Source organism: Kluyvera ascorbata (assembly GCF_023195735.1).
Classification (GTDB): Bacteria; Pseudomonadota; Gammaproteobacteria; order Enterobacterales; family Enterobacteriaceae; genus Kluyvera; species Kluyvera ascorbata.
On record NZ_CP096201.1, the window covers coordinates 1,565,525 to 1,579,702 of the forward strand.

Genomic DNA, 14,178 nt, shown 5'->3' on the forward strand with positions numbered 1-14,178 from the left:
GCATGCTGTACGGGTTTTCACAGGTAATTTTTCAGGGCGCCCTTGTCACCCTTGAGCTGGCAATCAGCTCAGTGGTTCTGGCCGTGCTTATTGGGCTGGTCGGCGCGGGAGCGAAGCTCTCCCGAAATCGCGTGCTGGCGTTAATTTTTGAAGGCTACACCACGCTGATTCGTGGCGTGCCAGACTTGGTGCTGATGCTGCTGATTTTCTACGGGCTGCAGATGGCGCTCAACGTACTGACCGACGCGCTCGGGCTGGCGCAGTTTGATATCGACCCGATGATCGCCGGTATCATTACCCTGGGCTTTATCTACGGAGCCTATTTCACCGAGACCTTTCGCGGCGCGTTTATGGCGGTGCCGAGAGGGCATATTGAAGCCGCGACGGCCTTTGGCTTTACCGGTGCGCAAACCTTCCGCCGTATTCTGTTCCCCGCCATGATGCGCTATGCGCTGCCGGGCATTGGCAACAACTGGCAGGTTATTCTTAAAGCGACCGCGCTGGTCTCGCTGCTGGGGCTGGAAGACGTGGTGAAAGCCACCCAGCTTGCCGGGAAAAGCACCTGGGAGCCGTTCTACTTCGCTATTGTCTGTGGCTTGATTTATCTGCTGTTCACTACCGTTTCCAATGGCGTGTTGCTGCTGCTCGAACGCCGCTACTCCGTGGGCGTCAAGAGGGCTGACCTGTGATTGAGATCATTCAGGAGTATTGGAAATCGCTGCTGTGGACCGATGGTTATCGCTTCACCGGCGTGGCGATTACGCTGTGGCTGCTGGTGCTGTCTGTGGTGATGGGCGGCGTAATGGCGCTGTTCCTGGCGATTGCGCGCGTCTCCAGCAATAAATACATCAAGTTTCCGGTGTGGCTGTTTACCTATATTTTCCGCGGTACGCCGCTCTACGTGCAGCTGCTGGTGTTTTACTCCGGTATGTACACGCTCGAAATTGTGAAAGGCACCGAGCTGCTCAACGCGTTCTTCCGCAGCGGCCTGAACTGTACGGTGCTGGCGCTGACGCTCAATACCTGCGCTTACACCACCGAAATTTTTGCCGGGGCGATTCGCTCGGTACCGGCAGGAGAAGTGGAAGCGGCTCGCGCGTACGGTTTTTCGTCGTTTAAGCTTTATCGCTGCATCATTCTGCCGTCGGCTCTGCGCATTGCGCTGCCGGCCTACAGCAATGAGGTTATCCTGATGCTGCACTCGACGGCGCTGGCGTTTACCGCCACCGTGCCCGACCTGCTCAAGATTGCGCGCGATATCAATTCGGCAACCTATCAACCCTTTACCGCCTTCGGCATTGCGGCGGTGCTTTATTTGGTCATCTCTTATGTGCTGATTAGCCTGTTCCGCAAAGCGGAAAAGCGCTGGTTACAGCACATGAAACCGTCTTCTACGCACTGAGAATATGATGTCTGATAAAAAACTAAACGTAATCGACCTGCACAAACGCTATGGCGAGCACGAGGTGCTGAAGGGCGTATCGCTGAAGGCGAACGCCGGGGATGTGATAAGCATCATCGGCTCGTCCGGTTCCGGCAAGAGTACCTTTTTGCGCTGCATTAACTTCCTTGAGAAGCCAAGCGAAGGCACCATTATTGTTAACGGCGAGAACATTGGTCTGGTGCGCGATAACGACGGCCAACTGAAGGTGGCGGATAAAAACCAGCTTCGTCTGCTGCGCACGCGCCTGACGATGGTGTTTCAGCACTTCAACCTGTGGAGTCATATGACGGTGCTGGAAAACGTCATGGAAGCGCCGATTCAGGTGCTTGGCTTGAGTAAACAGGAAGCGCGCGTACGCGCGGTGAAGTATCTGGCAAAAGTGGGTATCGACGAGCGCCAACAGAGTAAATACCCGGTGCATTTGTCCGGCGGTCAGCAGCAGCGTGTTTCTATCGCCCGTGCGCTGGCGATGGAGCCGGAAGTGCTGCTGTTTGATGAACCGACATCAGCGCTTGACCCAGAGCTGGTGGGTGAGGTGCTGCGCATTATGCAGCAGCTGGCGGAAGAGGGAAAAACCATGGTGGTGGTGACCCATGAAATGGGCTTTGCTCGTCACGTTTCCTCGCACGTGATTTTCCTGCATCAGGGCAAAATTGAGGAAGAGGGCAACCCGGAAGAGGTGTTTGGCAATCCGAAGAGCCCGCGTTTACAGCAGTTCCTTAGCGGTGCATTAAAGTAAACTTCACTCGCCCTCACGCGTGCGTGGGGGCGTTTTCCCGCCGATAGACCCAATCATCGTAATCTTTGCCGTTCAGCCGATAGGCTTTTGGTAGCACCTGTGTGCGGATAAAACCGTGCTTTTCCAGTAGCCTTGCCGAACCTTGATTATCGCCTAGCACCCAGGCATTGATGGCCCATAGGCCAAGCTGTTGAAAGCCATAATCGCATATTTCACCGAGCGCCTCGCTGGCAAACCCTTTGCCTTGCGCCTCTGGCAGTAGCGCGTAGCCGACATCCGCCTCATGGGGATTTTTACTGCTGATCTGCAGCCCTATATCGCCAAGCGGAGTACCGTTTTCATCACGGATAACAAAGATTGCGGGGGAGTTACAGCGTCGGGTAAAAATTGCACGTATCGCCGCTTCGTCCAGCACTTCCCCCATAAACTGCATCACCTCATGGTTTTGTCGCAGCTGAAGAAAGAAGGGCCAATCGCCTTCGTTAAAGGGGGAAAGCCTTAGCCGCAGGGTGGTGAGGATTGCCATTTTCCTATGCCATTAAGCCAAATCTGAAGCCGTACTTTAGCACCGGCGGCGAGGGAGTGGCACGGAATATATAAGGTGATAGACACATGCTATCACCGTTTCGAGGAGTATTAATGGGCGAGAATATCGCCCAGCGCTTCGTCTAAATCGTACCAGCGAAACGCGAACCCGGCGGCTTCCAGCCGTTTGGGGAGCGCGCGCTGACCGCCCAGCACCAGTACCGAGGATTCGCCCATCAGTAGGCGGATAACGGTGGCGGGAACGCGAAGAATCGCCGGGCGATTCAGTGCCTGGCCAAGGGCATGAGAAAACTGTTCGTTGTGCACCGGGTAAGGTGAAACCATGTTGAAAGGCCCGCGCAAATCGTTATCCAGCAGCCACAGAATACCGTTGACCATATCGTCGATATGGATCCACGCCAGATACTGCCTGCCGTTGCCGATAGGGCCGCCGAGGCCGAGCTTAAACGGCGGCAACATTTTGCCAAGAATGCCGCCTTTTGGCGCCAGCACCACCCCGGTACGCAGCAGGCATACTCGGGTGCGGTCGCTCTGCGCAGTGCAGGCAATTTGCTCCCAGCGCGCGCATAGCTTATGGGTAAATTCGTTATGCGGCGGCTCTTCTTCCGTCACCACGACTTCACCAAGGTCACCGTAATAGCCGGTGGCCGATCCAGAAATCAGTACCGAAGGAGGGGTTGTGCTCGCCTGGATCAAATCGCTAATCCGCTGGGTGATACCCCAGCGGCTGTCGCACAGTTTTTGCTTTTGCTGCGCCGTCCAGCGCTTGTCGGCGATAGGTTCACCGGCAAGATTGATAATGGCATCAATGCCGTCGAGCGATGAGATATTCTGTAGCCCTGGCCAAAGCTCAACGCGCGGGTCGAGCGTCTGGCGGGCTTTCTCCGGCGAGCGGGTCACGACGCAAACCGTATGCCCAAGCGTCAGTAAACGCGGAACTAAATGGCGGCCAATCAACCCGGTGCCGCCGGTAATCAGAATTTTCATGCCACCTCCCGAAGGGAGCGCTTAGCGTTGCCAGCTCAGGGTAATGGATACCGAATCGGCGTAGCGCAGCGCGTGAACTTTATCGATCTCCACTTCAGCATAAGTGACCCAGTGATGTTCGCGTGCGATATCGAGCACATCCTGAGTTAATTTTTCCAGCAAAGAGAAACGGTTATTCTCAACGTGACGAATTATGCTTTTGGTGATGGTGCGGTAGTTCAGCGCATCGTTAATATCTTCGCTATTGCGTGATTTGTCCGCCGGGTAGCGAATCTCAAGATTGATAACCACGTCCTGGCGGTTGGCAATCTCCTCTTCCTTAATGCCGATAAACGTACGCAGGCGTAAATTTTTGATGCGAATGATGGCGTCAGACTGAGACATTGCAGGTGTTCTCCGTAATTTTTGTTTTCCTCTACATCATACACTAAAGCATCTTCAGCGCGGCAGCGTCTGGCGCGCGTTCAGTTCGTGCGCCAGTTCAATAAATGCGCGGAGAGCGGGAAGCACGTGCCGGTGCCCCGGATAATAAAGGCGCAGGCCACCAAAGGTTGGGCACCACTCATCCAGCACGCTGATAAGTTTGCCGCTGCGGAGTTCGTCCTGAATAAACCATTCCGAAATAAACGCCAGTCCCAGCCCGGCGAGCGCCGCGCGGTGGATGGCCTGCATTTCGCTGACGATTATCCGCGGCGGAATATTCACGGTAAATTTTTGCTGATGGTACTCAAGCTCCCAGTGGTAAACGCCACCGTGGGACATGCGCATGCCGATGCTCTGATGCTGCTGGAGGTCGTCAGGCGAACGTGGCGTACCGTGGCGAGCGAAGTAGTCCGGCGAACCCACAATCAGCATGCGTGCATCGGGCGTCAGGGCGACGGCAATCATATCCTGCGGGACGGACTCGGCGAGACGGATGCCCGCGTCAAACCCTTCTGACACGATGTCGATAAGCCGTGATTCGGTGGTGATATCAAGTCGCATCTGCGGGTAGCGTTGCAGATAAGTTTCAAACAGCCGGAATAGCAGCGACACGCATTCGCGCGGGGCGTTGATGCGCAGCGTCCCCATTGGGTTTCCCGGCTCTGCGGCAATCTCCTCGGCGGCGCGCTGAATTTCCGCCAGCGCGGGAGCAATACGTGAAACATAGCGCTGACCCTGTTCCGTCAGCGCGACGCTGCGGGTCGTACGGTTGAAAAGCCGGACGTTAAGCCGCGACTCCAACCCGGCCACGGCGTTGCTGACGGCCGTCGCCGACATGCCTAACTCGCGCGCGGCGGCGCGGAAGCTTTGTCTGCGGGCGACGGCAAGGACAATTTCCAATTCGGTAAGGCCGCTACGGTGCATAATTATCCCGATTTTCGTGACAGGTCGTCCATATTATACCCTCTTATCGCAATGATGCGCCGTTCCTATACTGTGAAACATCCAAGGCGTAGAGGACCGAATCATGTTGCACATCGACAAAATTTATATCAACGGCGAGTTTGTTACCCCACACGGCAGCGAGCTTTTTGACCTGTTCAACCCCGCGACCGAAGCGGTTATTGGCCAGGTTCGCCTGGCGGATGAAGACGATACTCGGCGTGCCATTGTGGCGGCGAAAGACGCTTTTCCGGCCTGGTCGCGGACGACTCGTGAAGAGCGCATTGCGGTGCTGGAGAGAATGTACCTGGCCGTACGGGCACGAGAAGCGGACCTGCTGGAAGCGCTTATTACCGAGTACGGCGCGCCATCGGCCCGCGCAAACTGGATGGCGGCCTGGCCGGCCCAGACGATTCGCTGTGCCATCGATGCACTGAAACAATTTAACTTTGAAGAGCGGGTAGGGCGCGCAACAGTGGTAATGACCCCGGTCGGGGTGGCCGGGCTGATTACCCCGTGGAACAGCGACGCCGGTTTTATCTGTAGCAAACTGGCGACCGCGATGGCTTCTGGCTGCACTGCGGTTATCAAACCGAGTGAAATGAGTGCCTGGCAGACGCAAATTATTACCGAAGCGCTGCATGCCGCCCAGATTCCGGCGGGTGTGTTTAACATTGTCACCGGGCGGGGTGAGGTGGTGGGAGAAACCATCAATCACCATCCCGACATCGCCAAAATTTCTTTTACCGGCTCGACGGCGGTGGGCAAACACATCGTGGAAAGCGGTGCCCGCACGCTCAAACGCGTCACGCTGGAACTTGGCGGTAAATCGCCTACGGTTATCCTCGATGATGCGGACGTGAAAACGGCGGTACATCTGGCGCTGGAGGCCGGGTTTATGAATAGCGGACAGGCGTGCATTGCGGGGACGCGTATTCTGGTGCCGGCCTCACGCCAGGCGGAGTTTGAACACGCGTTTGTCGACGCTATTACCGCGTTCACCGCTGGCGACCCGAGAGACAGCCAGACGGTGATTGGCCCGATGGTCAGCCAGAAACAGTGGCTGCGTGTGCAGGGCTATATTCAGCTCGGCCAGCAAGAAGGCGCGCGAATTCTGGTCGGTGGTGAAGGGCGAGTTGCGGGCAAGGAAACCGGCTGGTTCGTGAAGCCAACCATTTTTACCGACGTGAATAACCAGATGCGTATCGCCCGCGAGGAGATCTTTGGGCCGGTGCTGGTGTTGATTCCCTATCGTGACGAGACTGAAGCGCTGGCGATTGCCAACGATACCGACTATGGCCTTAACGCCATGGTGCTGAGCGGCTCACGCGAACGTGGTGAAGCGCTGGCGTTGCAGATTGAGTCAGGTCGCGTAATGGTCAATACGCTTGAGCATGAGCCGCTGGCGCCGTTTGGCGGCGTTAAGCAATCGGGGTTAGGTCGTGAGATGGGCAAATGGGGAATGCAGGCCTATCTGGAGCCGAAAACGCTGGTCGTAGGGTGATTGCAAAATCCTCATGTTGCGGGCAAGTGACATAGTCTGTCAGACAGGCTATGTTGGCTATTATGTCGGATGGGCGCGTCCTGCGCCCACCGTTCGTGCATCTCTTGCCTGTGATTGAGGACGCTATGAGCCAGCCTGTGATAACGCTTTGGTCTGATTCTGATTTTTTCTCGCCTTACGTGATGTCCGTCAATGTCGCCCTGCAGGAAAAAGGGCTGCCTTTTACCCTCAAAACCGTCAACCTTGGTCTGGGTGAACACCTTCAGCCGAGCTGGCGAGGCTATTCAGCGACCCGTCGCGTTCCCTTGCTGGATGTTGATGGTTTTGAGCTGAGCGAATCGTCCGCCATTACCGAATATCTTGATGAACGATTCGCGCCGCCGGAGTGGGAGCGTCTCTACCCTCACGACCTCCAAAAACGCGCCCGTGCGCGCCAGATTCAGGCATGGCTTCGCAGTGACCTGATGCCCATCCGCGAAGAACGATCCACGGCGGTCATTTTCGCCGGAGAGAAAAAAGCACCGTTGACTGAAGCAGGACGCAAAAGCGCGGCTAAACTGTTTGACACTGCCAGTGCATTACTCGCCGATGACCGCCCAAACTTGTTTGGTGAATGGTGTATTGCCGATACAGACCTGGCGCTAATGCTTAATCGCTTGATACTGAACGGTGACGATGTGCCGGAGAGACTAGCCGACTACGCGACATTCCAGTGGCAGCGGGCCTCCGTGCAGCGTTATGTTGCACTCTCGGCCAAACGGGCAGGCTGAAAAAAGTGTGAAAATCCATTATGATGGCAAGGTTATCATTGTGGGGATTTGATTAATGAAACTGATGTTTGCATCGGATATTCATGGTTCGTTACCGGCCACGGAACGGGTACTGGCGCGCTTTGCTGAGAGCGGCGCGCGCTGGTTGGTTATTCTGGGCGATGTGCTCAATCACGGGCCGCGTAACGCGCTGCCGGATGGTTACGCCCCGGCCCAGGTTGCCGAGCGACTGAACACGGTCGCTGACCGCATTATCGCGGTTCGCGGTAACTGCGATAGCGAAGTCGACCAGATGCTGTTGACGTTTCCTATCACCGCTCCCTGGCAACAGGTGCTCACCGAAACGCAGCGCCTGTTTTTGACCCACGGGCATCTTTATCACCCTGACAATCATCCGCCGCTGGCGGCTGGCGATGTACTGGTTTATGGCCATACACACCTGCCAGTCGCAGAAAAACGAGGCGACATATTCTTATTTAATCCTGGTTCGGTTAGCATTCCTAAAGGCGGTTTTGCCGCGAGCTTCGGGATGCTTGACGAGGGTAAGTTGCAAGTTTTCGCACTCAATGATCAACAGGTTATTGCAGAGGTTGCCATTAACCCGTAAGTTACCCATCAATCATAAAACGCGCCGTAAGAGCGCTTTCAATTTAAGGTTTACGGATGGTCGAGCAGAATCATTTGGCAAGCACGGAATGGGTCGATATTGTCAACGAAGACAATGAGGTCATCGCGCAAGCGAGCCGTGAACAGATGCGCGCACAGTGTCTGCGTCACAGGGCAACCTACATCGTCGTTCACGACGGTATGGGGAAAATTCTGGTGCAGCGCCGTACGGAGACGAAAGACTATCAGCCAGGTATGCTGGACGCCACCGCTGGGGGTGTTGTTCAGGCTGATGAACCGCTGCTGGAGTCCGCTCGCCGCGAAGCGGAAGAAGAGTTAGGTATTGCTGGCGTGCCGTTTGCCGATCACGGGCAGTTCTACTTTGAAGATAAGAACTGTCGCGTCTGGGGAAGCCTGTTCAGCTGCGTTTCTCACGGGCCGTTTGCGCTACAGGAAGAAGAGGTGAGCGAAGTTCGCTGGATGACGCCGGAAGAGATCACCGCGCGCTGCGATGAGTTTACCGATGATTCTCTGAAGGCGTTGGCGCTGTGGATGACCCGCAATGCCAATAACGAAGCCCACGCTGAAGAAGAAGCGGAATAAGCGCGACTAAAAGACAGATACAAAAAATCCAGAGCGGCTTCCCGTCTCCGGATTTTTTTTGCCTTTAAACCGCCCGCGAACGGGCGGAATAAGGATTAGTGCTGTTGCTGTGAAGACTGGATCGCGGTCAGAGCGATGGTGTAGACGATATCGTCTACTAGCGCACCACGAGACAGGTCGTTCACCGGCTTGCGCATACCCTGCAGCATCGGCCCGATGGAGATCAGGTCGGCAGAACGCTGTACCGCTTTGTAGGTGGTGTTACCGGTGTTCAGATCCGGGAAGATGAACACGGTAGCGCGACCTGCAACCGGAGAGTTCGGCGCTTTGGATTTCGCAACGTCAGCCATAACGGCAGCATCGTACTGCAGCGGGCCGTCGATCATCAGGTCAGGACGTTTTTCCTGTGCCAGACGAGTCGCTTCGCGAACTTTCTCTACGTCGCTGCCTGCACCAGAGGTACCGGTGGAGTAGGAGAGCATCGCAACGCGCGGTTCGATACCGAAGGCAATCGCGGATTCAGCGGACTGAATAGCGATTTCTGCCAGCTGTTCTGCGGTTGGATCCGGGTTGATCGCGCAGTCGCCGTAAACGTAAACCTGTTCTGGCAGCAGCATGAAGAACACGGAAGACACCAGAGAGCTGCCCGGCGCAGTTTTGATAAGCTGCAGCGGTGGACGAATGGTGTTCGCAGTGGTGTGAACCGCACCGGAAACCAGACCGTCAACGTCGTCTTGTTCCAGCATCAGGGTACCGAGAACGACGTTGTCTTCCAGCTGTTCGCGGGCAACGGTTTCGGTCATACCTTTGTTCTTACGCAGTTCGACCAGGCGAGCAACGTAGCTTTCGCGAACCACTTCTGGGTCAACGATTTCAACGCCAGCGCCCAGTTCAACGCCCTGAGACGCTGCAACACGGGTGATCTCGTCTGGGTTACCCAGCAGTACGCAGGTTGCAATACCGCGTTCAGCACAGATAGCAGCCGCTTTAACGGTACGTGGTTCGTCGCCTTCCGGCAGAACAACGCGTTTGCCTGCTTTACGTGCCAGCTCGGTCAGCTGGTAGCGGAACGCTGGTGGAGACAGGCGACGGCTGTGTTCAGAGGTCGCAGTCAGGGAATCGATCCACTCTGGATTGATAAAGTTCGCTACGTATTCCTGAACTTTCTCGATGCGTTCACGGTCATCAACTGGAACTTCCAGGTTGAAGCTCTGCAGGCTCAGAGAGGTCTGCCAGGTGTTGGTGTTCACCATGAATACCGGCAGGCCGGTTTCGAATGCACGTTCGCACAGCTTAGTGATGCGCGCGTCCATTTCGTAGCCGCCGGTCAGCAGCAGGGCACCGATTTCCACGCCGTTCATGGCAGCGAGGCACGCTGCAACCAGAACGTCAGGACGGTCTGCGGAAGTCACCAGCAGAGAACCTGCACGGAAGTGCTCCAGCATGTGCGGGATGCTGCGTGCGCAGAAGGTGACGGATTTCACGCGGCGAGTGTTAATGTCGCCTTCGTTGATCACGGTCGCATTCAGGTGACGTGCCATATCGATAGCACGAGTCGCGATCAGGTCAAAGCTCCATGGTACCGCGCCGAGAACAGGCAGGGTGCTAGTGGTTTTCAGCTGATCGGCATCGATTTTAACAACTTTTGCTTTGGAAGAGTCGTCGAAGATCTCGGACAGGTCCGGGCGAGTACGGCCCTGTTCATCAACCGGTGCGTTCAGTTTGTTAACGATAACGCCGGTGATGTTGGTATTTTTCGCGCCACCGAAGCTGTTGCGAGTCAGTTCAATGCGCTCGTTCAGCTGTTCTGGGGTGTCGGTACCCTGAGACATGACGAAGACGATTTCCGCGTTCAGCGTTTTCGCGATTTCGTAGTTCAGAGACTGAGCAAACTGGTGCTTACGGGTTGGGACCAGGCCTTCAACCAGAACCACTTCAGCATCTTTGGTGTTTGCGTGGTAGTTAGCGATGATCTCTTCCATCAGCACATCTTTCTGATTGCTGGAGAGCAGGGCTTCTACGTGACTCATCTTCAGCGGTTCAGCTGCCGTAGTGGTAGATGAGTTAGCGCGAACGATAGTGGTCGTCTGGTCAGGTGCATCGCCACCGGTGCGCGGCTGAGCGATTGGCTTAAAGACGCTCAGACGAACGCCTTTGCGTTCCATAGCACGGATAACGCCAAGGCTGACGCTGGTCAGGCCGACGCTGGTTCCGGTAGGGATCAGCATAATGATACGGGACACGGTTTATCCTCTTTCGTTACCGCCAGTTTCAGGCGGGATACAAAACAGCACCGCCAGCTAGGCTGGCGGTGTGATATTAGGCAGTCAGACGGCTCGCGTCTTGTGCGATGACCAGTTCTTCGTTGGTCGGGATAACGATGGCAGGACGGGTGCCTTCTTTGTTGATGAAGCCAGACTTGCCGAAACGGGCAGCCAGGTTACGTTCGTGATCAACTTCGAAGCCCAGAACGCCCAGTTTGCCCAGGGACAGTTCGCGAACCATTGCGGCGTTTTCACCGATACCACCGGTGAAGATAACCGCGTCCAGACGACCTTCCATCAGTGCAGTGTAAGAACCGATGTATTTCGCCAGACGGTGGCAGTAAACGTCCATTGCACGTTTAGCGTCAGCTTTTTCTTTGTAGTTGTCTTCTACATAACGACAGTCGCTGGTCACTTCGGTCAGACCCAGCAGGCCGGACTCTTTGGTCAGCATCTTGTTGATCTGGTCGATGCTCATGCCCAGAGTGTCATGCAGGTGGAAAATGATTGCCGGGTCGATGTCGCCAGAGCGAGTACCCATTACCAGGCCTTCCAGCGGGGTCAGACCCATGGAGGTATCAACGCATTTACCGTTACGGATAGCAGATACAGAACCGCCGTTGCCAAGGTGACAAGTGATGATGTTCACTTCTTCAACCGGCTTGTTCAGTACTTTAGCGGCTTCCTGAGTCACATAGAAGTGGCTGGTGCCGTGTGCGCCGTAGCGACGTACGCCGTGCTCTTTGTACAGGCTGTACGGCAGAGCATAAAGGTAAGATTCTTCCGGCATGGTCTGATGGAACGCGGTGTCGAACACAGCAACGTTCTTGTCTTTCAGGTTAGGGAAGGATTTCAGCGCTTCAGCGATACCGATCAGGTGAGCCGGGTTGTGCAGCGGTGCGAAGGACGCAGAGTCTTTGATACCCTGGATAACGGAATCGTCGATCACAACGGAGCTGGTGTACTTCTCGCCGCCGTGTACGATACGGTGGCCGATTGCGGTCAGCTGAGCGGACAGTTCTGGTTTTTGTGCCAGAATAGTATTAACGATGAAGTTCAGCGCTTCACTGTGAGCGGCGCCTGCACCTAAAGCGGCCTCTTGTTTACCGCCATCCATTTTCCACTTGATACGTGCTTCTGGAAGATGGAAACATTCGGCTAAACCAGAGAGGTATTCTTCACCGTTCACTGCATCAATGATGGCAAATTTCAGGGAGGAGCTACCGCAGTTCAGAACCAGTACTAACTTACTCGACATGGAAGTACCTATTTATGATACGTGGCTAAAAAAACGTCAAAGAGTCATAAGCGTAGCGCAGGATGACATCGACATTTATGATTAACATCATGCCCAGAACACTTTTCAGGCATGATCTAAGAAATACATATTGATTCTAAGTCATTTTGCATAATTTTCCGCCAATGGCAGAATATGCGATAATTTGATATGCCGGAGCGTATAGGATCGCGCTATCTCAGGCTGGCACAGGATACCCGATTGCAGGGTGTATGCCAAAATTTTTTGAACGATGTCATACTCAGTTGTTGTTTTAAAAAATATTTTAATTTTTATATGTGAAGTTGAGGTAAGCCATGTCGACACCCGAGCAACGCCCGGTTAGTTTCTTCAGTTTGTTTAGCCGTGGGCAGTATTATGCAAAGACGTGGCCGCTGGAAAAACGTCTCGCGCCGGTGTTTGTTGAAAACCGCGTGATCCGCGCAACGCGCCATGCCATCCGGCTGATGCCGCCGCTGGCCATTTTTACGCTGTGCTGGCAAATCGCCCTTGGTGGGCAGCTTGGCCCGGCGGTCGCCACCGCGTTATTTGCGCTTAGCCTGCCGATGCAGGGGCTGTGGTGGTTGGGTAAACGTTCTGTCACGCCGTTGCCTCCTTCTATATTACAGTGGTTTTATGAAGTGCGTGGCAAGCTGCAGGAGGCGGGGCAGGCGCTGGCGCCGGTTGAAGGCAAGCCGGATTATCAGGCGCTAGCTGACACGCTTAAGCGCGCCTTCAAACAACTGGATAAAACTTTCCTCGATGATTTGTAATTGAGGGCGAAAAACGCATATAAAAGAAGACACAAACATTGTGTCTTTTTTTATGCTGCAAAGCGCAACAGGAGTCGAAGAATGGAAATGACCCATGCTCAACGTCTGATTTTGTCTAATCAGTACAAGATGATGACTATGCTTGATCCCGACAACGCTGAGCGCTACCGCCGCTTGCAGACCATTATCGAACGTGGTTATGGTTTGCAGATGCGTGAACTGGACAGGGAATTTGGGGAGCTCAAAGAAGAGACCTGTCGTATTGTTATCGACATCATGGAGATGTACCACGCGCTGCACGTCTCCTGGACCAACCTGAAAGACGCCGATACCATCGATGAACGCCGCGTCACCTTCCTCGGCTTTGATGCGGCTACCGAAGCGCGTTTCCTCGGCTATGTGCGCTTTATGGTCAACGTTGAAGGTCGTTATACCCACTTCGATGCGGGCACCCACGGCTTCAACGCGCAGACCCCGATGTGGGAAAAATACCAGCGCATGCTGAACGTCTGGCACGGCTGCCCGCGCCAGTATCATCTGAGCAGCAACGAAATCAATCAGATAATCAATGCCTAAGGAGACCGACGTGCAGTGTAAAGGTTTCCTGTTCGATCTGGACGGCACGCTGGTTGATTCGCTGCCGGTGGTGGAACGTTCCTGGCAGTTCTGGGCCGAAAGCTATGGCGTAGACCCACAGGCGGTGCTGGATTTTATTCACGGTAAGCAGGCCATCACCACGCTGCGCCACTTTATGCCGGGCAAGTCGGAAGCGGAAATTCAGGCGGAGTTTCTGCGCCTGGAGCATATTGAAGCGACCGACCTTGACGGAATCCAGGCTCTGCCGGGGGCTCTTGAGCTGCTGGAACATCTGGAAGCTAACGCGATTCCATGGGCGATTGTCACCTCGGGCTCTATTCCAGTAGCCCATGCGCGTCACCGCGCGGCGGGTCTGCCGCAACCGGCAGTGTTTGTTACCGCCGAACAGGTCAAGCGCGGTAAACCGCAGCCGGATGCTTATCTTTTAGGCGCTGAGCTGTTGGGTATCGCTGCACGGGATTGTCTGGTGGTTGAAGATGCGCAGGCTGGCGTGCAGTCGGGTCTGGCGGCCGGTTGTCATGTGGCGGCCGTCAACGTGCCACCGGAAACGCCTGAACTGCGCGAAGTTGATTTTGTGCTCTCTACGCTTGCGACGTTACGCGTTGAGAAACTGCCGGATGGCACCATCAACGTCACGCAGAATGCATGATCTTATGATTTAGCCCCACACCGTTGGGGCTTTTTTCTGTCACTATGGTCAACGC

At 55.1% G+C, this 14,178-nt stretch carries 16 protein-coding genes; 10 read left to right on the top strand and 6 right to left on the bottom strand.

Annotated features, from left to right (window positions below; all coding sequences use genetic code 11):
- Positions 1-2 precede the first annotated feature (2 nt).
- From MY052_RS07440 to hisP, 3 genes are read left to right on the top strand one after another with little or no spacing between them, the layout of a single operon-like run.
- Positions 3-689, top strand: a complete 687-nt coding sequence (locus MY052_RS07440; RefSeq protein WP_035892513.1) for a histidine ABC transporter permease HisQ — start codon at positions 3-5, stop codon at positions 687-689.
- Complete coding sequence (locus MY052_RS07445; RefSeq protein WP_035892511.1) at positions 686-1,402, top strand: ABC transporter permease; 717 nt, start codon at positions 686-688, stop codon at positions 1,400-1,402. Before MY052_RS07440 ends, MY052_RS07445 begins: the two co-directional genes overlap by 4 nt.
- A gap of 7 nt (positions 1,403-1,409) precedes the next feature.
- Complete coding sequence (hisP, locus tag MY052_RS07450) at positions 1,410-2,183, top strand: histidine ABC transporter ATP-binding protein HisP (RefSeq protein WP_248538470.1); 774 nt, start codon at positions 1,410-1,412, stop codon at positions 2,181-2,183.
- Positions 2,184-2,196: 13 nt separating this feature from the next.
- Here hisP and MY052_RS07455 read toward each other — a convergent pair whose 3' ends face one another.
- The 4 genes from MY052_RS07455 to MY052_RS07470 form a co-directional block, all read right to left on the bottom strand.
- The gene (locus MY052_RS07455; protein ID WP_248538471.1) at positions 2,197-2,709 is read right to left on the bottom strand and encodes a GNAT family N-acetyltransferase; all 513 of its coding nucleotides are present in this window, start codon (positions 2,707-2,709) and stop codon (positions 2,197-2,199) included.
- A 110-nt stretch (positions 2,710-2,819) separates the two neighbouring features.
- Positions 2,820-3,716 (bottom strand): TIGR01777 family oxidoreductase, encoded by an 897-nt coding sequence (locus tag MY052_RS07460; RefSeq protein ID WP_248538472.1) that lies wholly within the window; start codon positions 3,714-3,716, stop codon positions 2,820-2,822.
- Positions 3,717-3,737: 21 nt separating this feature from the next.
- The gene (gene folX, locus MY052_RS07465) at positions 3,738-4,100 is read right to left on the bottom strand and encodes a dihydroneopterin triphosphate 2'-epimerase (RefSeq protein WP_202217527.1); all 363 of its coding nucleotides are present in this window, start codon (positions 4,098-4,100) and stop codon (positions 3,738-3,740) included.
- Between the two features lie 54 nt (positions 4,101-4,154).
- Entirely contained in the window at positions 4,155-5,063 is a 909-nt protein-coding gene (locus MY052_RS07470) for a LysR family transcriptional regulator (protein WP_035892503.1), read from the bottom strand.
- A gap of 103 nt (positions 5,064-5,166) precedes the next feature.
- On the opposite strand from MY052_RS07470, the gene MY052_RS07475 reads away from it, so the two are divergent.
- The 4 genes from MY052_RS07475 to yfcD all read left to right on the top strand — a co-directional run bounded on the left by MY052_RS07475 (position 5,167) and on the right by yfcD (position 8,564).
- On the top strand, positions 5,167-6,585 hold the full coding sequence (locus MY052_RS07475) for an aldehyde dehydrogenase family protein (RefSeq protein ID WP_248538473.1): 1,419 nt from the start codon (positions 5,167-5,169) through the stop codon (positions 6,583-6,585).
- A 125-nt stretch (positions 6,586-6,710) separates the two neighbouring features.
- On the top strand, positions 6,711-7,355 hold the full coding sequence (gene yfcF, locus MY052_RS07480) for a glutathione transferase (protein WP_248538474.1): 645 nt from the start codon (positions 6,711-6,713) through the stop codon (positions 7,353-7,355).
- 55 nt (positions 7,356-7,410) lie between these two features.
- On the top strand, positions 7,411-7,962 hold the full coding sequence (gene yfcE, locus MY052_RS07485; protein ID WP_035892499.1) for a phosphodiesterase: 552 nt from the start codon (positions 7,411-7,413) through the stop codon (positions 7,960-7,962).
- Positions 7,963-8,018: 56 nt separating this feature from the next.
- Positions 8,019-8,564: an NUDIX hydrolase YfcD gene (gene yfcD, locus MY052_RS07490; RefSeq protein ID WP_035892498.1), complete on the top strand. Its 546-nt coding sequence runs from the start codon at positions 8,019-8,021 to the stop codon at positions 8,562-8,564.
- A gap of 95 nt (positions 8,565-8,659) precedes the next feature.
- On the opposite strand, the gene pta is transcribed toward yfcD, so the two are convergent.
- Together pta and ackA are read right to left on the bottom strand one after the other, a co-directional pair.
- Positions 8,660-10,807, bottom strand: coding sequence for a phosphate acetyltransferase (pta, locus tag MY052_RS07495; protein WP_035892496.1), 2,148 nt, complete (start codon positions 10,805-10,807; stop codon positions 8,660-8,662).
- A gap of 76 nt (positions 10,808-10,883) precedes the next feature.
- Positions 10,884-12,086 carry an acetate kinase gene (gene ackA, locus MY052_RS07500; RefSeq protein WP_035892493.1) on the bottom strand — a complete coding sequence of 401 codons (1,203 nt, stop codon included), beginning with the start codon at positions 12,084-12,086 and terminating at the stop codon, positions 10,884-10,886.
- A 335-nt stretch (positions 12,087-12,421) separates the two neighbouring features.
- On the opposite strand from ackA, the gene yfbV reads away from it, so the two are divergent.
- From yfbV to MY052_RS07515, 3 genes are all read left to right on the top strand, one after another.
- Positions 12,422-12,877, top strand: a complete 456-nt coding sequence (gene yfbV, locus MY052_RS07505) for a terminus macrodomain insulation protein YfbV (protein ID WP_115073846.1) — start codon at positions 12,422-12,424, stop codon at positions 12,875-12,877.
- Positions 12,878-12,958: 81 nt separating this feature from the next.
- On the top strand, positions 12,959-13,453 hold the full coding sequence (locus tag MY052_RS07510) for a YfbU family protein (RefSeq protein ID WP_248538475.1): 495 nt from the start codon (positions 12,959-12,961) through the stop codon (positions 13,451-13,453).
- On the top strand, positions 13,446-14,123 hold the full coding sequence (locus tag MY052_RS07515) for a sugar phosphatase (RefSeq protein WP_270502662.1): 678 nt from the start codon (positions 13,446-13,448) through the stop codon (positions 14,121-14,123). The genes MY052_RS07510 and MY052_RS07515 overlap by 8 nt, the downstream gene beginning before the upstream one ends.
- Positions 14,124-14,178: the final 55 nt, after the last annotated feature.